The sequence below is a fragment of the Streptomyces monashensis genome (assembly GCF_001866665.1).
In the GTDB taxonomy this organism is placed as follows: domain Bacteria; phylum Actinomycetota; class Actinomycetes; order Streptomycetales; family Streptomycetaceae; genus Streptomyces; species Streptomyces monashensis.
Genome location: NZ_MLYO01000048.1, coordinates 1 through 23,585, shown reverse-complemented (window position 1 = coordinate 23,585; position 23,585 = coordinate 1). Strand labels below are relative to the sequence as shown.

At 71.8% G+C, this 23,585-nt stretch carries 20 protein-coding genes; 5 read left to right on the top strand and 15 right to left on the bottom strand.

Annotated elements, in window-relative coordinates; all coding sequences use genetic code 11:
- Positions 1-65 precede the first annotated feature (65 nt).
- From BIV23_RS26935 to BIV23_RS26925, 3 genes are all read right to left on the bottom strand, one after another.
- Positions 66-1,397, bottom strand: a complete 1,332-nt coding sequence (locus tag BIV23_RS26935; RefSeq protein ID WP_071383564.1) for an MFS transporter — start codon at positions 1,395-1,397, stop codon at positions 66-68.
- A 118-nt stretch (positions 1,398-1,515) separates the two neighbouring features.
- Positions 1,516-2,685 (bottom strand): acyl-CoA dehydrogenase family protein, encoded by a 1,170-nt coding sequence (locus BIV23_RS26930; RefSeq protein WP_071383563.1) that lies wholly within the window; start codon positions 2,683-2,685, stop codon positions 1,516-1,518.
- 24 nt (positions 2,686-2,709) lie between these two features.
- Entirely contained in the window at positions 2,710-4,266 is a 1,557-nt protein-coding gene (locus BIV23_RS26925) for an acyl-CoA synthetase (RefSeq protein WP_071383562.1), read from the bottom strand.
- 143 nt (positions 4,267-4,409) lie between these two features.
- Here BIV23_RS26925 and BIV23_RS26920 point away from each other — a divergent pair, with 143 nt between their 5' ends.
- Complete coding sequence (locus BIV23_RS26920) at positions 4,410-5,039, top strand: TetR/AcrR family transcriptional regulator (RefSeq protein WP_079173393.1); 630 nt, start codon at positions 4,410-4,412, stop codon at positions 5,037-5,039.
- 6 nt (positions 5,040-5,045) lie between these two features.
- Here BIV23_RS26920 and BIV23_RS26915 read toward each other — a convergent pair whose 3' ends face one another.
- A complete protein-coding gene (locus BIV23_RS26915; protein WP_071383560.1) occupies positions 5,046-6,254 on the bottom strand; it encodes a M20 metallopeptidase family protein in 1,209 nt (402 codons plus the stop codon).
- Positions 6,255-6,416: 162 nt separating this feature from the next.
- Here BIV23_RS26915 and BIV23_RS26910 point away from each other — a divergent pair, with 162 nt between their 5' ends.
- The 3 genes from BIV23_RS26910 to BIV23_RS26900 all read left to right on the top strand — a co-directional run bounded on the left by BIV23_RS26910 (position 6,417) and on the right by BIV23_RS26900 (position 9,854).
- Positions 6,417-7,439 (top strand): Lrp/AsnC family transcriptional regulator, encoded by a 1,023-nt coding sequence (locus tag BIV23_RS26910; protein WP_245790656.1) that lies wholly within the window; start codon positions 6,417-6,419, stop codon positions 7,437-7,439.
- Positions 7,440-7,546: 107 nt separating this feature from the next.
- Positions 7,547-8,653, top strand: coding sequence for a PP2C family protein-serine/threonine phosphatase (locus BIV23_RS26905; protein ID WP_071383558.1), 1,107 nt, complete (start codon positions 7,547-7,549; stop codon positions 8,651-8,653).
- Positions 8,654-8,960: 307 nt separating this feature from the next.
- The gene (locus BIV23_RS26900) at positions 8,961-9,854 is read left to right on the top strand and encodes a phosphorothioated DNA-binding restriction endonuclease (RefSeq protein WP_071383683.1); all 894 of its coding nucleotides are present in this window, start codon (positions 8,961-8,963) and stop codon (positions 9,852-9,854) included.
- 1,141 nt (positions 9,855-10,995) lie between these two features.
- On the opposite strand, the gene BIV23_RS26895 is transcribed toward BIV23_RS26900, so the two are convergent.
- The 11 genes from BIV23_RS26895 to BIV23_RS26845 all read right to left on the bottom strand — a co-directional run bounded on the left by BIV23_RS26895 (position 10,996) and on the right by BIV23_RS26845 (position 22,816).
- Positions 10,996-11,439, bottom strand: a complete 444-nt coding sequence (locus BIV23_RS26895; protein ID WP_071383557.1) for a hypothetical protein — start codon at positions 11,437-11,439, stop codon at positions 10,996-10,998.
- A complete protein-coding gene (locus BIV23_RS26890; protein WP_071383556.1) occupies positions 11,436-12,950 on the bottom strand; it encodes an ABC-2 family transporter permease in 1,515 nt (504 codons plus the stop codon). The genes BIV23_RS26895 and BIV23_RS26890 overlap by 4 nt, the downstream gene beginning before the upstream one ends.
- A complete protein-coding gene (locus tag BIV23_RS26885; protein WP_071383555.1) occupies positions 12,947-13,678 on the bottom strand; it encodes an ATP-binding cassette domain-containing protein in 732 nt (243 codons plus the stop codon). The genes BIV23_RS26890 and BIV23_RS26885 overlap by 4 nt, the downstream gene beginning before the upstream one ends.
- 140 nt (positions 13,679-13,818) lie before the next feature.
- Entirely contained in the window at positions 13,819-14,778 is a 960-nt protein-coding gene (locus BIV23_RS26880; RefSeq protein WP_071383554.1) for a M48 family metalloprotease, read from the bottom strand.
- The gene (locus tag BIV23_RS26875; protein WP_071383553.1) at positions 14,775-15,233 is read right to left on the bottom strand and encodes a BlaI/MecI/CopY family transcriptional regulator; all 459 of its coding nucleotides are present in this window, start codon (positions 15,231-15,233) and stop codon (positions 14,775-14,777) included. Before BIV23_RS26875 ends, BIV23_RS26880 begins: the two co-directional genes overlap by 4 nt.
- Before the next feature lie 70 nt (positions 15,234-15,303).
- Positions 15,304-16,128 (bottom strand): ABC transporter permease, encoded by an 825-nt coding sequence (locus tag BIV23_RS26870; RefSeq protein ID WP_071383552.1) that lies wholly within the window; start codon positions 16,126-16,128, stop codon positions 15,304-15,306.
- On the bottom strand, positions 16,125-16,820 hold the full coding sequence (gene ccmA, locus BIV23_RS26865; RefSeq protein ID WP_071383551.1) for a heme ABC exporter ATP-binding protein CcmA: 696 nt from the start codon (positions 16,818-16,820) through the stop codon (positions 16,125-16,127). Before ccmA ends, BIV23_RS26870 begins: the two co-directional genes overlap by 4 nt.
- Positions 16,814-18,160, bottom strand: coding sequence for a lanthionine synthetase C family protein (locus tag BIV23_RS26860; protein WP_143079121.1), 1,347 nt, complete (start codon positions 18,158-18,160; stop codon positions 16,814-16,816). Before BIV23_RS26860 ends, ccmA begins: the two co-directional genes overlap by 7 nt.
- Positions 18,147-21,302 (bottom strand): lantibiotic dehydratase, encoded by a 3,156-nt coding sequence (locus BIV23_RS26855; RefSeq protein ID WP_079173391.1) that lies wholly within the window; start codon positions 21,300-21,302, stop codon positions 18,147-18,149. The genes BIV23_RS26860 and BIV23_RS26855 overlap by 14 nt, the downstream gene beginning before the upstream one ends.
- Before the next feature lie 12 nt (positions 21,303-21,314).
- The gene (locus BIV23_RS26850) at positions 21,315-22,304 is read right to left on the bottom strand and encodes an LLM class flavin-dependent oxidoreductase (protein ID WP_071383548.1); all 990 of its coding nucleotides are present in this window, start codon (positions 22,302-22,304) and stop codon (positions 21,315-21,317) included.
- A complete protein-coding gene (locus tag BIV23_RS26845) occupies positions 22,304-22,816 on the bottom strand; it encodes a hypothetical protein (RefSeq protein WP_079176689.1) in 513 nt (170 codons plus the stop codon). Before BIV23_RS26845 ends, BIV23_RS26850 begins: the two co-directional genes overlap by 1 nt.
- 464 nt (positions 22,817-23,280) lie before the next feature.
- Between BIV23_RS26845 and BIV23_RS46820 the strand changes: the two genes are divergently transcribed.
- The gene (locus BIV23_RS46820; protein WP_079173389.1) at positions 23,281-23,436 is read left to right on the top strand and encodes a gallidermin/nisin family lantibiotic; all 156 of its coding nucleotides are present in this window, start codon (positions 23,281-23,283) and stop codon (positions 23,434-23,436) included.
- Positions 23,437-23,585 lie beyond the last annotated feature (149 nt).

Here is a 23,585-nt window from a genome sequence, read left to right as displayed (position 1 = left end):
CGCGCGCCCCGCCTGAAATGCCGGGCCCGTCGCCGCAGTCCACGCGGCGACGGGCCCAGCCCCGGTCAGCGCGCGGCGTCCGCCACGGCGGGGTCCAGCCCCAGGCGCCGGGCGTCGTGCTCGGGGCGGATGGCGGCAAGGGCCAGGACGCCCGCGATGAGCATCACCGCGGCGGCGGCGAGGAACGCCCTGGTGTAGCCGGCGGCCGGACCGCTCGCCGCGTCGATCAGGTGCCCCGTCAGGAACGGGGCCACGAGGCCGGGCAGGGTGCCGGCTGCGGCGACGATGCCGAAGACGGCGCCGCGCTGCCCGGTCGGCACGACCTCGGCCGTCGTCATGTAGTGGAGGGGGATGGCGATGGACGTGCCGCCGAAGGCCAGCGCGATCAGGACCAGGCGCGGACCCGACGCGCCGGCGAACGGGAAAGCGGCCATCGCACAGCCCGCCACGCACACGGCGATCCCCTGCGTCGCCCCTGTGGACCAACGGCTGCTGACCCCACGGGACTTCAGCGCGTCCACGAACGGGGAGACCGCCAGCAACAGCACCAGCCCGAAGCCGGAGACGACGCTGATGGTGGTCGCGGCGGACTGTGCCGACATGCCCAGCTGAGTCCTGAGGTACGCGGGCAGCCACGCCTGGCTGAGGGACAGTGCCCACGCCGCGCCGAAGGCGCTGGAGATACTGCCCAGGACGGTGCCGGTCAGCAGCATGCGCCGGTACGGCAGCCGCAGCCGGCCGGAACCGGGGGTACCGGCGCGTGCGCCGTCGTACGGGCCGTCGTGGCCGACGCGCCACCACAGCAGCGCCCAGACGGCGCTGACCGCGGCGAGGGCCGCGTAGGCCGAGCGCCAGCCGAATCCGGAGATCAGCCAGGTGACGAGCGGGGCGGCGATGAGGGTACCCAGTGCCGCCCCGCCGATCTGGAGGGCCGAGGGCAGCGCGCGCCGTTCGGGCGGGAACCACTTGTACAGGGCGTGCATCGAGATCGAGGCCGCCGGGCCCTCGGCTGCGCCCAGCAGGATGCGGCCGCCCATCAGGGTGGGCACCGAGGCCACGGCCAGGACCGGAAGCTGGGCCACGGCCCACAGGACGGTCATGCCGAAGAGCAGAGTGCGGCTGGAGAGCCGGGTGGAGAGGAATCCGCCGACGAGTCCGGAGAGCGAGAACAGGAAGAAGAAGGAGCTGGAGATCAGTCCGTAGGTGCTGTTGCTGAGGTGCAGTTCGTCCATGACCGGTACGGCGGCGAGTCCGAGGACGGACTTGTCGGCGTAGTTGACCACCATGAAGGTCACGATCATGGCCGTGATCAGCCAGGCTCTGCGCCGGCCGTGAGATGGAGCGGCGGTGAGGTCGTCGCCGAGCCCGGTCGACGGCGCGGAGGGGTGGGGTGCCATGGGCGGCTCCTGCGGGTGCGGGTGGGGCAGGGGGCGTACGAAGGGGGGCGGATCCCCGTGGCCGCAGGCCCCCGGCTGCGGGGGCCTGCGGCACCGCCTGGGGGCACCAGGGAGTCGGTCAGATCAGGGCCTTGGCGATGGCGTTCTTGTGGATCTCGGTGGTGCCGGTGACGATCCGGAACATCCGCAGGCTGCGGAAGATCTGCTCGACCTCGTTGCCGCGGGTCAGCCCGGCCTTGCCATGGATCTGGACGGCCTGGTCGGCGACGCGGAAGCACGCCTCGGAGGCGAACAGCTTGCACATGTTGGCCTCGACGGAGACGTTCTCGCCCCGGTCGGCCTTGGCCGCCGTCGCCATCACCATCGAGCGGGCGGCGTAGATATCGGTGGCCATCTCGGCGATCTTGTGGTGGATGGCCTGGTGGGCGAGCAGGGGCTGGCCGAAGACGACGCGGTTCGTCGCGTACTGAAGTGACAGGTCCCAGGCGCGGCGGGCGGCTCCGATCAGGGACGGGCAGTGCAGGAGCCGGTTGAGGGTAATGCGGCCGATGCCGATGCGCAGGCCCTGGCCGATCTCGCCGAGGAGGTTCGAGGCGGGGATCCGGCAGTTGTCGAAGACGAGGTCACCCTCCATCTGCTGCCCGGACATGGGCACTTCGCCGTCCAGGACCGTGCAGCCGGGGGTGTCCAGGTCGACGAGGAAGGCGCTGTACGCCTCCTCGGTGCCCGCCATGCGGGCCACGACGATCGCGAAGTCCGCGAAGGGGGCGGCGGAGCTGAACACCTTCTTACCGCTCAGGACGTAACTGTCGCCGTCCGGGGTGGCGGTGGTCGTCATCCGGCGTACGTCGGAGCCGGCGTCCTCCTCGGTGATGGAGAAGCAGCAGGCGCGTTCGCCCTGGATGACGGGCATCAGGTAGCGCTCCAGTTGCTGCTCGGTGGCGTACTTCAGGATGGCGCCGGCACGCAGTGGGCCGCCCATGTCACCCAGTACCGAGTGGGACAGGGCCGCTCCGGATGCGGTCAGCTCTTCCTTGACGGCGCAGAGTTCGGTGAAGTTCAGCCCTTGACCGCCCAGTTCCGGGGGCAGGCTGACGCCGTAGAAGCCGAGTTCGCGGCTGCGCTTCCAGACATGTTCGAGGGTTGGGCGGTCGAGCTTGCTCTCGGCGGTGATGCCGCGCTCGCGTTCGTAGGGGATCAGCTCATCGCGCAGGAAGGCACGGAGGCGGACGACGAGGTCCTGCAGGCGAGGGTTGTCGTCGTAGGAGGGTTCGAGGGTGAAGGGCATGCGAGGAGGTGTCCTTACGGGGGTTCAGTTGACGCGACGGTCGGCGCCCGCCCAGTAGCGGTCGCGGATCGCGCGGCGGTCGATCTTGCCGTTGGGGTTGTGGGGCAGCGCGGCGACGAAGTCGACCGAGCGGGGTTTCTTCATGCGGGCCAGGCGGTCGGCGCAGAAGTCGATGAGGGCGGCCTCGGTGAGGATGGTGCCGTCGCGTGGCACGACGACCGCCTTGACGGCCTCGCCCCACTGCTCGTCGGGGACGCCGACGACGGCCGCCTCGTACACGTCCGGGTGCTGGTGCAGGACGGACTCGACCTCGACGGCGTAGATGTTGAACCCGCCGGAGACGATCATGTCCTTCTTGCGGTCGACGATGAAGACGTAGCCGTCCGTGCGGCGGCGGGCGAGGTCGCCGGTGAGGAACCAGCCGTCGCGGAAGGAGGCGGCAGTCAGCTCGGGTGCGCCGAGGTAGCCGGGGACGACGTCCGGTCCGCGTACGGCGATCTCGCCGATCTCGCCGTCCGGCACGGGGGTTCCGTCCTCGCCGACGATCGCCACCTCGGCCTCGGCGAGCGGGCGCCCGCAGGACAGGAGCAGTTCCTCGTCCTCGCCCTCGATGGCCCGGCGGTGGTCCTCGGTGGACAGGAAGAGGACGCCGGAGGTGGTCTCGCCGCAGCCGTAGCCCTGGGAGAGGACCGGTCCGAAGAACTCCCATGCCTCGCGGATGCGTTGCGGTGACATGGGGGCGGCGCCGTAGATCAGCTGACGCAGGCTGGAGGTGTCGTAGGCGCGGGCGTTCGGCAGCGCGAGCACCGTGTTGACCATCGTCGGGACGACGAACGCGTGTGTGGCCCGCTCCCGCTGGATCGTGGCGAGGAACTCCTCCGGGTCCCAGCGCGGAAGGATCACCGCACAGCCGCCCGCGAAGAAGATGCCCATCAGCGGCATGCCGGAGGCGTGCGTGACGGGTCCGGCGAGGATCTGCTTGTCGCCGAGGCCGACGCGGGTGTCGGCGCTCATCACCATCTTGCGCAGCAGCGCAAGGCGGTTCCCGTACGTCTGGATCGCGGCCTTCAGCGTGCCGGTGGAGCCGGAGGTGAAGTGCAGGACGGCGGCATCGCCCTCGGCGCACTCGACGGCCACGGGTTCCGGCTCATTTCCATACATGGTGTCCAGGTACCCAGGGCCCATGTCACTCGGGCCGTCGTAGCCGATGACCGTCTTCACTCCGGTGCCGGACAGGGCATCGCGTACGGCGGCCAGGTGGGCGGCGTCGGCGAGGAGCACCCGGGCGTCCGACTCGCGCAGCAGGTGGGCCACCTCACCGGCGCCGAGCCGGGCGTTGATCGGGGCGCGGACCAGGCCCGCCTTGTACAGGGCGACCTCTGTCACGACCAGCTCGGCCCGGTTGGCGGCCAGCGTCGCCACACGGTCGCCCTGATGCAGGCCCAGGCCGCGCAGGGCCACCGCGAGCCGGTCGCTGTGGTCGTCCAGTTCCGCGTACGTCAGCCGGGTCGCGCCGCAGACCACGGCCTCGGCGGTGGGATGGTGGCCGGCTGTCCGACGTACATAGCGCCCCAGGTTCATCGCGCACTCCACACTAAGTTCCTGAACAGATTGTCTGTTATCTAGCTTGGTGTTCGGTAACGTAAGGCCAGCGTTAAGGTCGGGTCAACGGTCCGGACGAGAAATCGGGTCGACCGGACGGGATGAGGCGAGAAGGAGACACCGTGGAGACGAAGCCCGCCGGGGACCGGCGCGTCCGGCGCACCCGTGCCGCCCTGCGCACGGCGCTGGTCGAGCTGGTCCTGGAGAAGGGGTTCCACGCGATCACGGTCGAGGAGATCGTGGAGCGCGCGGACGTCGGCCGGGCCACCTTCTACGCGCACTACCGCGACAAGGAAGACCTGCTCGTCGGGATCGTCCGGGACCTCGCCGAGGACCGCGAACGCCTGCTGCCGGCCGTCGAACAGGCCCGGGAGCAGGGCTTCACCGGGCTGCCGGTGCTCTACGTCTTCCAGCACGCCGAACAGGAGCGGCCCGTCTACCGGGTCATCCTGCGCGGCGAGGGCGACGGTCAGGCGCTGCGCGAGTTCACCGAACTCATCCGTGCCCAGGCCGAAAAGGTCTTCCGCGCCCGCGCCGAGCAGCTCGGCGCCACACCCCGCGTCCCCCTCGACGTCGTCGCCCGCGCCTGGACCGGCGAGCTGATCGGCCTGCTGTCCTGGTGGGTTGAACACGACACCGGCTACAGCGCCGAGGAGATCACCGCGCATCTGCGGGACCTGTCGGTGTACGGGCGGGTGTGGGCCACGGGGCTCACACCCTTGGACGCGCCGGGTGCGTTGGATCTGACCTGAGTCTCCTTACCGGACAACGCGTCCAGTATCGGTGAGCCGACGCTCGGCCAGTTCAGCGAGCAGCGCCGCCTGCTTGTACAGCACACGGTCGTCGAAGACGGCGCGCGGTGAGTGGTTCATCGGGGCGTTTTGCCAGTCGGCGCCCTCGGGCGCGGCACCGAGCAGCAGCATCGCGCCGGGGACGCGCTGCAGGACGTAGGAGAAGTCCTCCGAGCCGTTGGTGGGCTGCGGGGACTCCCACACCTCGTGCGCGTCGAACAGGTCCCGTGCGGTGGCGAGGGCGAAGCCCGTCTCGTCGGCATCGTTGGCGGTGACCGGATAGCTCGTGACGTACTCCGCCTCCGCCTCCAGGCCGTGCGCGGCGGCGATCGACCGCACCAGCCGGGGCAGTCCCTCTGCGAGCCGCTCCTGGGTGCGCTCGGAGTAACTGCGCACGGTGGCCTCGAACTCGGCGGTGTCCGGGATGACGTTGGCCTGGGTGCCGGCGTGGAAGCTGCCCACGGTGACGACGGCCGGGTCGAAGACGTCGAAGGCACGGCCGATCCACGTCTGGATCGCGGTGACCGTCTCGCAGGCCACCGGGATCGGGTCCTTGGCCGTCGCCGGGTTCGCTCCGTGGCCACCCTTGCCCCGCACGGTCACCGTCAGCCGGTCGGAGGCGGAGGTGATGGTGCCCGAGCGGGTGATGAACACGCCGCCGGGGACCCGGTTGGAGGCCACGTGGAGCGCGTACGCCGCGTCCAGGTTCCGGCCCGCCACCTCCAGGACACCCTCCTGGATCATCGCGCCGGCCCCGTTGTGTCCCTCCTCCCCCGGCTGGAACATGAACACCACGTCTCCGTGCAGGTGCTCGCGCCGATCCACGAGGAGGCGGGCCGCACCGACGAGTCCGGCCGTGTGCAGGTCGTGTCCGCAGGCGTGCATCCGGCCGGGCACCTGGGACGCGTACGGCACACCACTCGCCTCGGCGACGGGCAGGGCGTCCATGTCGCCGCGCAGCAGGACCGCACCACCCGGCTTTCCGCCGCGCAGCACGGCGGTGACGGATGTGAGGTTCTCTCCGAGGGTGATCTCCAGGGGGAGTCCGTCGAGGGCCGCCAGCACCTTCTCCTGCGTGCGAGGGAGCCGCAGGCCCAGCTCCGGCTCCCGGTGCAGCGAGCGACGCAGCCGTACCAGCTCGGGCTGCAGTTCCTGGGCGCGTTCCACGACCGACATGCCGGATCGACCTCCTGGTGCCGTGTGACTGACTGGTACGGTCCGGGCGTACCGGGTCCAGACTGAAGCTCTGACCGCTCGGCGCGTCGAGAGTGCAGGAAACACGCAGGGAGGTGTCAGATTCCGAAGCATCCGCGCCATCCTTTCCATTCTCTCGGCGATGTGGACCAGGCGCTCGTGCACGCCCTCCAGATCGCCCCGCGTGCGAGCTGGGCGCGCATCGGCACCGCGCTCGGCCTGGACGCCGTGACGGTGGCCCGGCGCTGGCAGCGGCTGGCCGAAGCCGGCGCCGCCTGGATCAGCTGCCACCCCGCCCCCGCGCTGGCCGAGTCCGGGCAGGGATGTCTGGCCTTCGTGGAGGTCGACTGCGCTCCCGGCCGCCTGCCGCAGGTGGCCCGCGTGCTGGCCGCCGTACCGCACGTCGTCGCGCTGTCGCAGGTCAGCGGGGACCGCGACCTGCTGCTGAACGTCATGGCCCGCGACCTGGCCTCCCTCACCCGGTGGACCACCGGCGACCTCGCGGCGCTGGAAGGAGTACGGGCCGTCCGCACCCATCTGGCCGGGCGGGTCCACACCGAGGCCAGCCGGTGGCGGCTGCGGGCGCTGACCCGGGAACAGGTCGCGCTGCTCACCGCGGACGAGCCCCATCGCCGTACCGCCGCCCCCGCCTTCCCCCTCACCGCACTGGACCAGCGGCTGATCACCGCTCTCTCCGTGAACGGCCGGGCCACCTACCGCGCGCTGGCCGCGCAGTGCGACGCGAGCCCGGACACCGTCCGCCGTCACGTCCAGCGGCTCTTCGCCGCTGATCTGCTGCACGCCCGCTGCGAGGTGGCCCGCCCCCTGTCGGAATGGCCGGTCGCGGTCACCCTCTGGGGCCAAGTCCCGGCCGCACGGCTCGATGAGGTCGCGCAGCGGGTCACCGGCATGCGCGAGGTTCGCCTGTGCGCCGCCGTCATCAGCCGGCACAACCTGCACCTCGTCGCCTGGGTACGCTCCCTCGCCGACGCCCAGCGCTTCGAGGCCCGCCTCGCCGAACGGGCCCCGGACCTCACCGTCACCGACCGCACGGTCGCCCTGTGGCCCATGAAACTGAGCGGCCATCTGCTGGACGAGGACGGCTACCGGACCGGTGCGACCCCGCTCGCGCTGTGGGACGAGAGCTCGGGCTCGGACCCCGACTGACATCGCCGTCCCCGCCCGGACCACCCGCCGTACGACCGAACGGCACGTCCGCGCAAACCGGCGCACACTGGTGCACAGCCCATCCCGAGCCCTCGAGGAGCACCACCATGACCGGCGAGGACACCGGCCGGCCGAGCGGCGCTCCACCCCGCCCGTGGTGGCTACGAGCCCTGCCCCTGGCACTGCTCGTCTTCCTGGTGCTCGCCCAGGTGATCCCTCCGAGAGACGTGGACGTCGGCTCCCTGCTGGCGGCGGTGCCGCCCCTGGCCGCCCTCGCCTACGGCCCCCTCACCACCACCGCGATCTCGGCCGTCGTACTGGTCCTGGTCAACACACCGCTGGTCACCGTCCACCACTCGGTGGCGAGCAGGATCACCGCGATCCTGCTCTGCGTGCTCAGCGTGCTGATCGCGCTCGGACGCACCCGCCGTGACGTTCAGCTCGTCACCGCCCGCTCCGTGGCCGAGGCCGCCCAGCGGGCCGTACTGGAACCCCCGCCTGCGACAGTCGGGCCTGTCCGTTGCGCCGCGCTCTACCGGGCCGCCCAGAGCGGCACGCTCGTCGGCGGCGACCTCTACGACGTCCAGGACACACCCCACGGCGTGCGCGCCATCGTCGCGGACGTCCAGGGCCACGGCATCGCCGCCGTCAAGACGGTGGCCGGCCTGCTCGGCACCTTCCGTGAGGCCGTCCTGGACGAACCTACCCTGACCGCCGTGGCCGACCGGCTGGACCGCCGACTCACGCTCGACGCCGCCCGCGGCGCCGCCGGCCCAGACGGAGGAGAACTCTTCGCCACCGCCGTCCTGCTGGAGTTCACCCCCGACGCCTCCGCCCTTCACGTCGTCTCCTGCGGCCACCCGGCGCCCCTGCTGATCCGTGGCGGCTCAGCCGAGGAACTCCCCGTCGACCACGCCCCGCCCCTCGGCCTCGGCCTGACCTCTCTGGCCCGCACCGAGACCATCCCCTTGCGGCCCGACGACGTCCTGCTCGCCCACACCGACGGGGTGACGGAGGCTCGCGACGCGACAGGCGCCTTCTACCCACTCGCCGACCGCGTGACAGCCGGCGCCCCCACACACCTCGTCACCGCGCTCTGGCAGGACCTCTCCGCGTACGCTCCCACCATCGACGACGACGTGGCCCTCCTCGCCCTGGCGCCCACGCGGCTACCGCAACCACCCGAGCCTCGAGAGCACGTGCCGGACACATGAGCCTGGGAAGCGGCGTTGAGCCACGGAAGCTGTCAAAGAGGTGTGCAGCTGCAAGGCGGTGTGCCGGCGCGATCAGGCACCATAAGGTCCAGCGCCGCGTCGGACCTGTGGAGGCGCCGCACAACGTCCTCGTGGTGTCCCCGTGCGGGATCGTGCCCAAAGCGTGCCCAGAAGACCGGACAACCACGGTGAACAGCGGTGCGAAGTCAGCCCGCGAAGCCGCGCCAGACATCATGAAATCCCAGGCCAGAACAGGCCACAGCCCAGACAACATGATGTGCAGCGAGGCGCCACTACGATCACCGTCATGGATTGGCTGGAGCGCGCCGCGAAGCTGAGGCAGTGGAGCCGGAACGGGGTGCGGGCGCCGCACAAGCCGTTGCTGCTGCTGTACGCGCTGGGCCGCTTTCAGGTGGATGCCGAGGACGAGTTGCCGTACAGCGCGGTAGAGGCGGACCTGAAGCGACTGCTGGCGGAGTACGGTCCGCCGCGCGAGACCACGCCCGCCTATCCCTTCCACCACCTGGTCAGCGACGAGGTGTGGGAAGTGCGGACCGATCACGGCGTCGGCAGCCCCGGCACCGGGGTGCGAGAACTGCGGGCCAGTCGTGCCACCGGGCGGCTGGCCCCGGACCTTCGGTTGGCGCTCCGGCGGGAACCGTCGCTGCTGGGCCGCATGGCAAGGGTGCTGCTGGATCTGCACTTTCCGCCGTCGCTGCATGAGGACCTGTGCGATGCGGTGGGCCTGGAACTGGAACTGGCAGAGACAGCCGCTCTGGCAGCGCCTGAGAGGCGGCAGCGGGACCGGCGGATGCGGGAGATGGTGCTGACCGCGTACGAGTACCACTGCGCCTTCTGCGGCTACGACGGCATGATCGGCACGGCGCCTGTCGGGCTGGAGGCCGCGCACGTGCGCTGGTGGGCGTTTGACGGCCCGGACGACGTGGACAACGGCTTGTGCCTGTGCTCGCTTCACCACAAGCTCTTCGACAAGGGCGTCCTCGGCATAGGTGACGGCCACCGCATCCTGGTCTCGCAGGGCTTCGTCGGTCGCAGCAAGGCGGCCCGCGAGCATGTCATAGCGCTCGCGGGCCGCCCGCTCATAGGTCCTCAGCCCGGCGCCCGGTCCATCGCGGCGGCTCACCGCTCCTGGCACACCAGCCAAGTTTTCCGCGGCTCCCCACGTCCCGCCGTCGCCTGATCCGGTGAGACGTGGTATTTCAAACGGCCGGACACACCAATCAGCCCTCATCGCCCCTCATGCTGCTGGCCATTGCCTTGGCGCCGCACGGTGAACCTGCGACCCACGACACAGCTGACCTGGCCCTTCTCCATCGCCTGCAAACTTGCTCACGCAATGCGACCAGAGCTCGACGCAGCACACCAGGCCCCGCCCACTCTGGGAGAAATCTGGGAGATGATCTTCTCCTAGAGGCCACGCGGGCCCGCGCCACACCAACCCAGGCCAAGGCTCTGACCTGCGCGTTTATCCACACACACAGGTGCCGACCTTGATCGAACCTCATTCGGGACGAAGAGGTCGTGGGTTCAAATCCCGCCACCCCGACGCTGGTCAGAGGCCACATACCAAGATTGGTATGTGGCCTTTGACGTGCTCGGGGGCCACACAGGGGGCCATCGGCACCCTGTGTGATCACGGGCCGGAGTCGCTTCCGGCAGACCCTCTCTGTGGTCGCCCGACCGCTGTGAGCGACCAGGAGAACAGTGACGAGCTGTCGTGCTGCTGCTCGGGCTGTCGCCGGGTGATCCCCCTGCGCGGGTGGAGTGGCTCGCCCAGCACCTCAGCAAGGCCCGGGGGACCGGTCGCGCCGCGCACGCACGGCGTCACCCTGGTCAACGTCGGCGCGCTGCCGCGTGAAAGCGCGAGGCCAGCGGGTGAGGGCCCGGTAGTCGGTCATCACGCGGGCCACGAAATCGCGCGTCTCCCGGTACGGGGGGACTCCGCCGCACTGCTTCACCGCCCCGACGCCCGCGTTCCACGACGCCGCCGGCAGTTCCGGTCGGGAGCCCACCTGTCGCTCGGCCCCGGCCAGGAACGTGGCGGCCGCCTTCGGCTGCCCCGCCGCGCTGCCCAGGTCGGCACCGGAGGTCGGGCTCTGCAGGAACAGTCCCCGCGCGCCGTCCGCTGCTCGGGCGGCTGAAGCCGCCGTGGCGGCCCCGGTCCGCGTGGCACAGGTGGCGGGCGCGAGGACGATCGCGCCCGTACGGACGGCGAACCGGGTCCGGGCCCGTCACCCCGACGCCGTAGTGCCGGGCAAGGGCCTGATCCTGACGGGGGATCAGGCCCTTCCTGCATGTCCGTGATCAGTGGTCAAGCGTAGTCATGGGGTCTTGTGCGGGGTCGGGGTCTGGTTCATGTGCTGGGCGCGGTAGACGCTGCAGACCTGCATGCCGAAGGAGCGCAGGCGCCACATGGTCTTGGAGGAGGGCTTCTTGATCGTGTCGGCGCTGGGGTGGTGCAGTTCGTCGTGGGCGACGTTGTTGAGGGCGTAGACCTTGCCGTCGGGTGCGGTGAAGGTGATGGCGAAGCCGCTGTAGGGGGTCGTGTCGCAGCGGACGTCGCCCGAGGAGGGGGTCACGGGCCAGGCGGAGCCGAGCTGGTCGGCGGTGATGTGCTGCGGGTTCTTCGTCGCGTCCGGCCATTTGGTGAGGGCGTCGCCCTCCTGGGAGGAGCAGCCGGACAGGGCCAGGGGGAGGGCCAGCGCAGCCGTCGTCGCGAGCAGGACGCCGACTCGGGGGGTGCGCGCACGCATGCGGGTGGTCATGAGTGTTCCGCTGCCTTTCGGGTCGCGTGGGTGATGCCGTAGGTGAACAGGGCGAGGGCGGCGAGGCTCACCGGGAGCGTCAACGACATCCGGTGCAGGTCCAGGTAGTTGGCCCACGAGTAGGGGATCAGCGGCCACAGCGTCTGCTGCATGGAGGTCCCGCCGACGAGCACGCCGAAGAGGATGCCGATGATCCCGACGACCGCCGCGACGGCCTGCGAGGTACGGATCGCCAGCCAGAGGGTGAGCGTGGTGAGCATCGCGCCGACCGTCGCGCTGGTGAGCGCGAGGGGCCAGGCGTGGCCGGCCGGGATGCCGGCCGTCAGGTAGAGGAGGGCGGTGATCAGCGACACGGCCACGGCGATGGCGACCGTGACGGCCGTGAGCGCGAGCGCGGGACCGGTGGTGCCGGTGGCGCGGGAGGCGACCGCCCGCCAGCCCTGTGCGGCGACGCTCCACACCGTCAGGCCCAGCACCAGGGTGCCGATGGGCAGTATCAGCAGCGTGAACAGCTGGATGCTGGTCTCCGGGTCGTGCCAGGACAGCCACAGGGCGACCAGCGCGACGGCGCCGGGGCACAGCCAGGTCAGTGCGGTGCCGCGGAGCATCCCGAGCGCGGCGCCGAGCAGTCGGGGCTGGGCCGGTGCGGGGCGTGGGGCGGGTTCCGTCACGGTGTTCAGGATCGCGGTGGCGCCGGGCGAGAACGCCGGCCGCTCAACTGACGTACGGTGCTTGGCGGTTCGGGTGCCGGACAGGCTCAGCCGCGGCAGCAGCAGGAACGGGATCGCGAGCAGCGCGCCGAGCAGGGCGGGCGGCCAGGGGGAGGCGCCGGCCAGCGCGGAGTGGGTCTCCAGGGCGACGCCGTTGGCGTGCGTGCCGAGCACCGGCAGGGCTCCGCGGTCGAGCCAGGTGAACGGCAGCACCGCCCAGGCGGCGGACTCGGCCTCGACCACCCCCAGCACCGTCCAGACGAACCCGGCGGCGAGGGCCGCCCCGGCGTGCAGCCGGCGCGCCAGCCACAACGTCAGTGCGAGCAGACCGAGTTGGGAGATCCAGGGGACCAGGACGGCCTCGGCCGCGCGGTCGGCGGGGACCCGCTGGGCGCTGGACAGCAGGCCGAGCAGCAGCAGGGGGGTGCCGGCGCCGAGCACGTTGAGCAGCAGGGAGCGTACGCCGAGGGCGGTGAACCGGCTCAGGTGCCGGTAAGCGGGCGGGACGGGCCGGTACCAGGTCCCGCCGCCCCGGGCGCCGCGGTCGATGCGGGCCGCGGTGACCGCCAGCAGCACGGTGAGCATCGGGCCGACGAACATCGCCCACAGGTTCTGGTAGCCGAGGACGTCCTTCCAGGTCTTGCCGGAGCCGGTGGCGAGGAACATCGCGCTGTCGGCCAGCCCGAACGCCACGCCGCCCAGGGGCAGACGGGCCACGGCACTGCGCCGCCACACGGCGAACTCGGCGCGCAGGGTCGCGGTCAGGCCGACGAGCGGGGTCATGGGCGCGTCCGCGGTCACGGGGCCACCGCCCGGGTCCCGCCGGGGGAGCCGGCCAGCGTGAAGTAGGCGCGTTCGAGGTCCCCGTCCGGCGCCAGGTCGGTGAGGCTGCCCTGGTAGCGCAGGCGCCCCTGGGCGATCAGGCCGATGTCGTCGGCGACCGAGGCGACCTCGCCCAGCAGGTGACTGGAGAGCACGATGGTGCGGCCGGTGTCGGTGAAGCCGCGCATCATGGCCCGCAGCGCGGCGATGCCCTCGGGGTCGAGGCCGTTCTGCGGTTCGTCGAGGACGAGCAGGTCCGGGTTGCCCAGCATGGCGATGGCCAGCGCCAGGCGGCCCTTCATGCCGGTGGAGAAGCTCTTCGCCTTCTTGCGGTCGGTGCCGTTCAGTTCGACCGTGTCCAGGGTCCGGTCGACCTCCGTCTCGGGCAGTCCGAGCAGCTGGGCGTGGATCATCAGGTTCTGCCGGGCGGACAAGTGGCCGTAGAAACTGGGGCCGTTGATGCTCGCGCCGATGCGGGACAGGGCCGGCCGCTCCCACGGCCGGCCGAACAGCCGCACCTCTCCCCTGGTGGGCGGGAGCAGGCCCAGGATCATCTTCAGCGTGGTCGACTTGCCCGCGCCGTTGGGGCCGAGCAGGCCGTAGATCCTGCCGGGCCGTACGACGAGGTCGACCGCGTCGACGGCGGCCTGGCGGCGGAAGACCTTGGACAGGCCCCGCGTCTCGATCACCGGTGTCACCGCTGTCATGACACTCCCTTCTGCTACACGGCGTAGCATTTCTGGACAGAGATGTGCCCGCCCTCAGGAGAGGTCGATCGCAGGCACGGACGTATACGGATGTACGGGGTGTACGGGCGTGAAGGGGGAGACCCCCGCTACCCGGAAGCTCAGAGAAGGACCGCGGCGGCGCCGACGGCCGCCACGATCAGCGTGCGGACGGTCCAGGACTGCCAGGCCCGCAGCACTCTGGGCGGGTCGGCCAACGCCTGGGCGCGATGGGCGAGTTCGACACCGGGGTCGAGGAAGCCGATGCCGCCCCCGGCGAGCGCGAGGTCGGGTCCGGCCGGCCGGGCATGGGCGTCGATCTGTGCGCACAGGGCCCGCGCCACGGCCGCGGCCCCGTCGGCCGCGCGGGCGTCCTGGTCGGCCCACAGCTCCGCGGCGAGCCGCGTCTCGCCGAGGATCGCCTTGCGCCCGGGAATCCACCACCACGAGCGCAGGGCGCAGGTGGCGAGGAAGATCCACAGGGGGTGGCGCGCCCGGGCGTGGGCCCGCTCGTGCCGGATGATCGCCGACGCCTCGGCGGACTCCGCCACGGTGGCGGAGAGGACGATCCGGGGCCGCGCCAGGCCGACGGTGCTCGCCAGGTTCCGCGCGGCCTGCCCCGCGTCACCCCCGATGCCGTCGGCGAGGTCGTCGACGATCCAGACGTCGCCGCACTGGCGGGGAGCCAGCAGTGTGACCGTGCGCGCGGTGCGCACCACATGCACGGCCCCGGCCGCGAACGACACCGCCAGGGACACCAGCGGCACGATCGAGGCAGCCAGCATCAGCTGCGCGCCGACGGCCGACAGGACCTGGGCGGGGTCGGCGTTCGTGATGCCGTTGCTGATGCCCCAGGCGATCGGCGCCCGCCAGGGCAGCGCATCGCGCAGCGGGCTGTGCGGCAGGTAGGGAACGGCCATGGCCAGCAGCGGCGTCAGGGCCGTCCCCACGGCGAGGACGAACCGCTCGCGCGCGGGCAGCCGCACGGTCAGGCGGCGCAGCAGATGCCACAGACCGACGGTGACCGCGGGGCACCATGCGGCGAGCATCACCTGCGGATAGCCCAGCCAGCTCATGTTCATGCGGCCCCCTCCGGCGGCCGTGCCGTGCCGCCGGAACCCGCGGGCGGGTCGGCGATGCCGGCCAACAGCGCGCGCACGTGGGCGAGTTGCTTGGCATCGCCGCTCACGGCCCGGACGAAGTTCGCCACGGCGAGATCGCCGAAGCCGTCCACCACCTGGCGCACCTGCTCGGCCGCCACGCGCTGCTCGACCTCGCGGCGGGTCTGCCGCGGCCAGTAGACGTACTGCCGGCCTTCCTTGCGCCGGTCGAGCAGGCCCTTGACCACGAGGCGCTCCATCACCGTCTTCACGGTCGTGTACGCCTGGCCGCTGTCGAGGTCGCGGGCGCAGCCGGCGACGTCCGTCTCGCCCTTCGCCCACATGACATTGAGGATCGCCAGCTCCAGCGACCCGAAGTGAGCCGCCAGCCCCTGACGCCCCGGCTCCCGCTCCGCCGACTCCCGACCCGATGACATGCTACAGATCATAGCAGTTCGCTCCTCCGGTCGACAGGGCTTCCCGAACTCCCGCTCCGCGCACGCCGTTTCAGTACTCTCCGAGCGAGCCCTCGCGCCGGGCCCGGGACATCCCGGCGGCGAAGGTGGCCACGCCGACGGGCAGCATCACGGCCGCCCACAGGGCCATATGGGCCAGCGACGGAGCCACCTGCGACAGGTCGGCGTCGACCAGCAGGGACTTGCGTATGCCGTCCAGCGCCTGGGTGGTGGGCATCGCGCGCGCGACCGCCTGCAGCCAGCCCGGCAGGAACGTCACCGGATACATGACACCGGAGAGCAGCGTCGTCAGGGTCGTGATGCCCCAGCGCACCGGGTCGCCCTTCTTGGTGATGAGCAGCACCCCGCAGCCGGCCAGCCCGAAACTGCCCAGGGTGACCACCAGCAGGGCCAGGACGGCGACCGTCGCCAGCAGGTTCACCGAGACGGGGATGTCGAAGACCGCCCCGAACACGCCGAACATGGCCACGGAACCGAGCGCGGTGCCGATCAGGCCGCCGACGCCGGAGAACAGCATGACCCGGGTCAGCGGCACCGGCATCACGACCACGGATTCCAGGGTGCCGGTGCGCTGCTCGATCTCCAGGTGATTGCTGAAGGCCCCCAGGCTGACCGCGACGAACCCGGTGAACACCGAGCCGGACATCAGGAAGCTGATGATGTTGCCGCCGTACCCCTGGATGCCCTCGAAGGTGTTCCCCGACTGGAGGAACTCGCCCATGATGAGGAACTGGACCAGGGACACCAGGGACGTGACGGTGCCCAGGGCGATCGCGGTCCGGTAGGAGCGGCGCTCCCAGTAGATCCGCAGCATATGGAATCCGAACTGTCGTACGACGTTCATCGCGACGTTCATCGCGCCTCCTGGAGTGTCGCCGGGCCGGGTGAGGGCAGGGCCGGGACGGGCACGACCCGGCCCGCCTCGATCCGCAGCGGCCGTTCCGTGGCCGTGGCCAGGTCCTCCTCGCTGTGGGTGGAGAACAGGGCGCTGCCGCCCTGCGCGGCATGGCCGGCGAGGATCGCGTGGAACCGCGCCACGTTCGCGCTGTCCAGGTTCGCCGTGGGTTCGTCGAGCAGCAGCAGCGACGGGCGGCCCAGCAGCGCGCGGGCCAGGCCGAGCCGTTTGCGCTGCCCCAGGGACAGCCGCATGAACGGGGTGTCGGCCTGCTCCGCGAGGCCCACGCGGTCCAGGACCTCCGCCACCTCGCTCTTGGCGCGGGCGCCGAACAGGCTGCGCAGCGAGGCGTAGTAGCGAAGGTTCTGGGCGCAGGTGAGCCGGAAGTAGAAGCTGCGCTCCGGATACAGGGAGACACCGAGGTGCGCCCGCGCCGCCGCCGGGCGGCGCACGACGTCCCGGCCCGCGACGAGCACCGTGCCCGTGGTGGGCACGACCAGCCCGCACAGGACCCTCAACAGGGTGGTCTTCCCCGCCCCGTTGGCTCCGAGCAACGGCACGAGGTGCCCCTCGGGGACGGTGAAGTCCACTTCGTCGAAGACGGGGCCGGAGGCCTTGCGGTACGTCATCGAGACCCGCCGCACGCTCAGCATGCCCGGCCTCCGCACAGCATGGCCTCCGCCGTGGTGACGCGGTCCCGGCCCAGCGAGATCAGCGCGACGGCGGCACCGCCCGAACCGGTCAGGAAGCCGGGCGAGTCGGTCTGCGCGCCCGGCACGTTGTCGTTGCGCAGGCCGAACACGGCGCGCGGATCGGCCATCTCCAGCAGCCGGTCGAGCGCCTCCCGCGCCGGGCCGGTCCACTGCCGTCCGTACGACGCGGCGACCGTGGCGACGTGCCGCTGGACGGTGAGCCGGCCGGCGATCCCGTGGCACAGGGAGGGGTTGTCGATGTGCCGCAGCTCGACCGGACGCCGCTCGACGGACTCCAGCAGGCGGATGGCGGTGTCGAGGAAGCGCGGGTCCACGCTCGCGCAGTGCGCCAGCGCGAGCGCCCCGCCGAGATTGCCGTAGCACCACGCCGACCGGGCCAGCCCCTGCTGCCCGCGCAGTCGGTCCGGGGGCAGTTTGAAGTAGGGCAGATCGGGGCCGTACGCCGTGTCCACGAGGGAGCAGGTGATCAGCTCGCCCAGGACGAGCACCGCCTGCCGCAGCGTCGGCGGCACCGGGCCGCGGGCCGCCGCCGTGCCCAGCAGGGAGGCCACCCCGGATATGCCGTGGGCGAAGCCGAGATTGAGGTAACCCCCGTGCAGATGGGGCGAGTTGCGCCGCTCCGTCTCGGTGATCTTCGCGGAGGGGGTCCACAGCCCCAGCGGCGGCGGCACCAGGACCAGCCGGCACAGGTGGTCCACGACGCGGTCGACGACCTCGCGCCGCCGGTCGTCGGCGTCGCCGGCCGCGAGCAGGTACATGCCGGTGCCGGCGAGCCCCGAGATCACGTCGTAGTCCGCGCTCGCCAGGCCGCCGGAGAGCGGCAGCGCGGCGAGCCGGTCCTCGGTCCGGGCGAGCAGGGCGGCCTCCACGTCGTGCAGGGCCTGCCGGTAGCGCGTGCCGCCCCGGGAGAGGGCGCGCAGCGCGTAGGCGACGCCCGCCGACCCGCTGAACAGCCCGATCCCGAGGTCCGCCGTGTGAACGTACGTCTCCACGACGCGCTTGGCGTGCTCGAAGGCCGGGCGGTCCCAGCCGTCGTCGGGGCACAGTTCGTCCGCGGCCGCGTACACGAGGGCCATGCCGAGGTCGCCCGGATCGGTGCCGAGCGGATGCCACGCGGCGACCGGCTCCCCCGTGAACGGATCCGGGACCCTGAGGTCCGCGAGGTCGCCGCGGTAGTCGCGCATCCGGTCCAGGATCTCCCAGCCGGTGTCCACCGCGTTCCTCCTCGCCCGCTCGTCGAGCGGTGCCGCTGTCACCTGTGTCGCGTCATGCACGGTCACGGCCGGAATGTCCTTCCCTGTGGGCCTCGGCGCGCCGGACGGCGTCGAGGAGAAAGAGCGCTTGGTACTCGCGGTGCCGGGGCAGGCCCATCCGGTTGGCGAACATGTGCAGAAGGCTCTGCAGGGTCATCACCCGGGCCCGCCAGGGGGTGTCCGCCTTGGCGAGCGCGTCGGTCAGGGCCCGGGCGCCGGGCAGCAGCGACTCGCGCAGCGACGGACCCGCCGCCAGGGCCGTCCCGGAGGGCGGCCGGCGCACCGACGCGCGTACGGCGCGCCGCAGTTCCGGGCCGACGGCGGAGAACTCGGACCGGTAGCCGTCGTTGACGAGCCGCAGGAGATCGTCGGTCTCCTCGCCGGTCAGCTCCAGGGCCGCCACGTACTGGCCCATCAGATGGGCCGCGTCCCGCAGGAGGGAACCCAGCGGCGCGTCCGCAATCGCCCCGCTCCCCAGCGTGTGCACCGCGCGCAGCAGGTCGGGGGCCACGCACAGCTGCGGGGCGGCGGCCAGGATCGCGGACTCGGTGCAGAAGATCCGCTCCGCGGCCCCCATCGCGTGGGCCCCGCCGTAGCGTTCGAGTTCGCGGACGTAGGTGTCGACGGAGAAGCGATGGGCGAGCCCGTCCCGCACGCATCCGCCGATCACCTCACGGACCCGCTCGAAGGGCACCCGGTCCGCGCGCACCCGGACGCGGAGGTGATCGCCGGGGTCGGCGTAGCGGATGTAGAACCAGTGGTCCGCGAAGTCGTCGCCGGCGCCTGCCAGTCGGGCGAGGATCTCGTTCTGGCGCTCTCGCTCGCCGTGGACGCGCAGGTACCACCACTCCTCGCCGGGCGGCAGGGTGCGCACCGAGTCGACCGTGGTGTCGAAGCGCGGTGCCGGTGCGGGCGGCGCGGTGGCGACCGGGCGGCGGGCGACGGCCGAGAAGACGCCCTCGCTCGCGTACCTGTGGCCGTCGGCGTCCCGCACGATGCCCATCCGGCCCGGCTCGGGAGCCTGCACGACGTACTCGGCGCCGTCCGCCGCCTCCCGGCGCAGCAGATCGCGGTGGATCCGGTCGGGCAGGTGCAGCAGCAGCCGGTTGTCGAACGACCCGATGTACACGTGGTCCGGCAGGCCCGCCTCGGCCGCCCAGCGCAGCAGCCGCTCGTCCTGCTCGTCGGGGGTGCCGGTCAGCGCCGGAAGGCGCCACCGGGGCGAGGAGAGGGTCACGCCGCCGAACTCCACGCCCGGCAGGAAGGCCGCCAGCGGCTCCAGCTCGCCCCAGGTCCAGGCCGGTCGGACGGTGCCGTCCAGGGCGATCTCCTGGAGGAACCGGACCACGGAGGTGGCGGTCTCGGGGTTGACCAGGTTCGCCGTACGGATCTCCACCGGGCGGCCCGTGGGCCCGTGGACCAGATGGAACCGGCTGCCCTCGACGCCGACCAGCAGATCGGCGAACGCGATCCGCCGCGGCGTCGCCGCCTCGCCGGTGGCGTCGGTGCCGTCAGCGCCGTCGGTGTCCTCGAAGGCGCCCGTCGTGACCTTCAGCTGGACGTCGTACATGCTGGGCGCGACCGCCACGTTGTTCACGCGTGAGCGGTTGCTGATGTAGTCCAGCTCGCACAGCAGCGTGTCACGGTGCAGGGCCTTGTCCGCGCCGATCACCTCGCGGACGTGTGCCTCGACGGCCGCGTCGTCGTACGCGAACCTGCCGCCCGCCTTGCCGGCCGGTACCGCCACGCCGACCGGGGAGAGCGTGATCCGGACATCGTCGTCCGCCCCCTGGTCGAGCTGGAAGAACACGTCGTAGCTCGTGGGCGGCGTCCCGGCCGGGGCCGGGAACGCGGCGAGGTCCGCCGGTGTGATCGTCACGGTGGTGGTGCCGGTCCGCCGGGACCGGTCGACCAGCTCGGCGCGCAGCCGGCGCCCGGCGAGGAAGGACTCGTCGGCCGTGAGCGGCTCCGCCTCCGGCCGGTGCGGCGAGGACGGGTAGCCGGCGGGGGCGCCGATGCCCCGCACGGGGTCGAACAGGCGGTGCAGCGGTACGAGGGTGCGGCCGAAGACGTCGGTGAACCGCTCGGCGTGGCGCTGGAGTTCGGGCAGGCGCGAGGAGAGCAGCGACATGCGCACCAGCGCGCCCACCGCGGCCTCGACCCTGGGCGCGACCTGCTCGGGCACCTGTCCCGACAGCGCCAGGGACAGATCGACCTGGAGCTGCTCCTGGGCCGCGTTGTCGTCGGTCCGCAACGCCTCGTACACGGCCCTGAGTTCGGGGATGCCCGCACCGACGGTGGTGGCCCGGTAGGCGGCGATGGCGTCCCGTGCCGCCCGCAGCCCGCGCGCCGCCCCGGCCTCCGCGTCATCGGCCGTGCCGGCATCACCGTCTTCGGCCGCTCCGTCCGCGATGGCGCGGATCCAGCGGGCCAGCGGGTCGGTGTCGAAGGCGGACGGGGTCAACTCGCCGATGAGGAGGCCGTGGTGGAGGAGCTGGTCGACGAAGCGTGCCAGTACGCCGGCGGCGGCGTCCGGGAACGCCTCGGCCAGGCTCTCCCGGACGGCCGCCAGCGTGACGGGCCGCCGGGCCATGCCGAGGACGTGCGCCACCGGCGGGGTGAAGCGGACACTGGAGGTCTCGTCCACCTTCCCCTCGGCCGCCCGGGGGTTCACCAGCACCGCCATACGGTCGCCGGTCCGGTACGCGGTCGGGTTGGCCACCACGCGCAGCCGGCCGCCGAGTTCGGCGGCGGCCCGGTGGTCGAGTTCCTTGAGGTACGCGAAGCCGACCCGGGCATGCTTGCGATGCTCCTCGCGTCGGCCCAGCACCAGCGGCTCGGCACCGTGACCGACGACCGCGCTCCCGCCGAAGACACCGAAGGGCGTGGTGCGGGTGGAGATACGGATCGCGTATTTCAGCAGGGCCCGGTAAAGCGAATGGACTTTCTTGTGGTTTTCCTCGGGCGACGCCGACAACAGGGCGTCGACTTGGTCCGCGAGAACGGAGCTGGCTACGCACACCGCCTCCCGGAAGACCGGGTCGGCCCACAGCAGTCGAATTCCGTCGAGCGGGTCGTGATCGGCCGGCCGGTCCGGGTAGAAATGCGTGGCACGGATGGGCGACCGGACCAGCACGTGATCCGATATTCGATATTCAGAATGTTTCATGAGGAGTATGTGTCACCAATGCAGTGAGGCCGTTGCGGCCAGAATCTCGTTGAGGTCCAGCAGCGTCTCGTCCGTGCCGTACCAGGAGTGCACACCGGTCAGGTTGAGGATCACCTCGTCCACGCCCGCCGCCGCGTATTCCACGAGGCCCGCGGCGATGTCGGAGGCGGTGCCGTAGAGGAATCCCCCGCCGGCCACCAGCGCCGCCGCCGCGGCGGCGGGGTCGGCCGTCGACACGTCGACCCCGGCGCGGGTCAGCATGTCCGCGTAGTGCGGCAGCACGAGGTGTCCGCCGGCGGCCAGGTGGGCCAGCGCCTCCGGCCGGCGCCCCCGGCGCGCGACCGCCACGGGTACCGCCGCGATGACGCGCGGCCGGGGCCGTCCCGCGCGGTCCGCCCCCTCGGCGACCGCCGGTGTCACCACCCGGCCGACGTAACCGGCCGGGGTCAGCCAGGTGATCGCCGCGTCGGCGACCTCGCCCGCGGCCCGGGCCATACGGCGGCGCAGCACGCCCAGGGCGAGCTGGACACGCGGGTGCGCCACCGGCGGCAGCGTCTCGCCCGCATGGTGGTACCGGTGGTCCGCGCCGGTGTCCGGGACGGGCGGGTCCCACGGCTGGGCCAGGCAGTGCCGGGTGGCCCGCAGAAAGTCCGCGCTGGCCGCGACCGGGTCGTCGTAGGCCGCGCCGAGCCTCTCCTGCTGCACCGCCCGGCTGCCCGGGCCGTAGCCGACGACGGCCGGATGCCCGGTGACCGCGGCCAGTGTCCGTGCCTCCAGCGCCGCCTGGGCCGGCCGGCGCAGCGGGGTGACGAGGACCGAGGTGCCCACGGGGACCCGGTGGCCCGCGCCGGCCAGGTAGGCGAAGGTCGCGGCGGGCTCCAGCCCGTAGCTCTGCCCCTGCCAGAGGCGGGTGAGCTGGGAGTCGTGGGCCACCTGACGCGCGAACGGCACCGCCTGCTCGACCGTCGCGGGAACCGTCGGTATGAGCAGCGAGAGCTTCATCAGTGGCCCACCGGGGACAGTCCCATGCTCCGCAGGTAGGAGTCCGACAGGACGGCCGAGAACGGGTCGTCGCCGGTGGCGGCCGGTTCCGCCAGCTCCCAGTGGTCGATCAGCCGGCTGGTCGCCCGGACCAGTTCCTGATCGCCCGAGTCCAGTACGGCCCGCACCAGCCGGTCCTCGACGGTCTGGCGCAGCGAGACCGCGAACGGGCTGTCGCAGTCGGGCAGACAGGGGCCCTGGTACAGCAGCAGCGCGTCTGCGGGCCTGCGCGCCTTGACCAGGGCCAGGACCGTGAGCGCGTCCACCGCGACCGGCCCGTCCAGCACATAGCGACGCCCCAGCGTCTGATAGCGCACCGCGATGCCCAGCTTGCGGGCCCGGTACGCCAGGGTGGGCAGTGTCGAGGTGGACACGTCCCGTTCGTAGATGCGGTGGTGCAGGCCGTCCCGGCTCATGGCCCCGCCGGCCGCCGCAAGCGCGGTGATGAACTCGATCGTCTTGCTGCCGGTCACCGGTCTGCCGTCGACCTCGAATCGCCCCAGAACGCTGATCTGTGATCCGGCGGGCAGAGCGACCCGCAGTTGTGCACCGAAATCGAAATGCGGCACTGCTTGGTCAGGCAATACCGTATCGCGCATTTCTCAACTCCCCCGTGAACATTCACGAAGAGCGCTCGGGGGAATACCGGATACAGGCCTCCACCACGTCCCCCGACGAGCGCCCCATGATCCTGCTACAGGCTATCGCAAGAAGCCGCACGGTCAACCCGTATCGCGCACCTCACAGTCGGAGAGCGCTCCGATAAGCGACGAAGGAAAGCGCCGCAGCTTTCGCTCCATAACGGACAAAATGCCCTTTTTCTCGTGTGACATCCGTGTGATCGGCGTGTGAACGGGGCTTGGCAAGCTGTTTCTCGGTGACCGGGCCGACCGCTCACCGCCGACCCGGCACGGGTACGTACCGAAAGGAAAAGGCGATGTCTGACTTCGACCTCGACGCCAAGGTTGTCAACACCGAGGCCGGCGAGATGCACCCCCACATCACCAGCATCTCCCTGTGCACCCCGGGCTGCGTCAGCGCCGCGGGCTGCACCACGAGCGTCTGCACCCAGGGCTGCCACATCAGCAAGTAGGCAACCCGCTTCGAGCGAGACGCTTCCGGGCGCCCCTGTGCACACAGGGGCGCCCGGCTCCACACCACCCCCGGCCCGACGCGCCCCGCCCCGACCCCACTGGACGGACTCCTGTGCCCCTGCGCCTGTACGACACCAGCGCCCGGCAG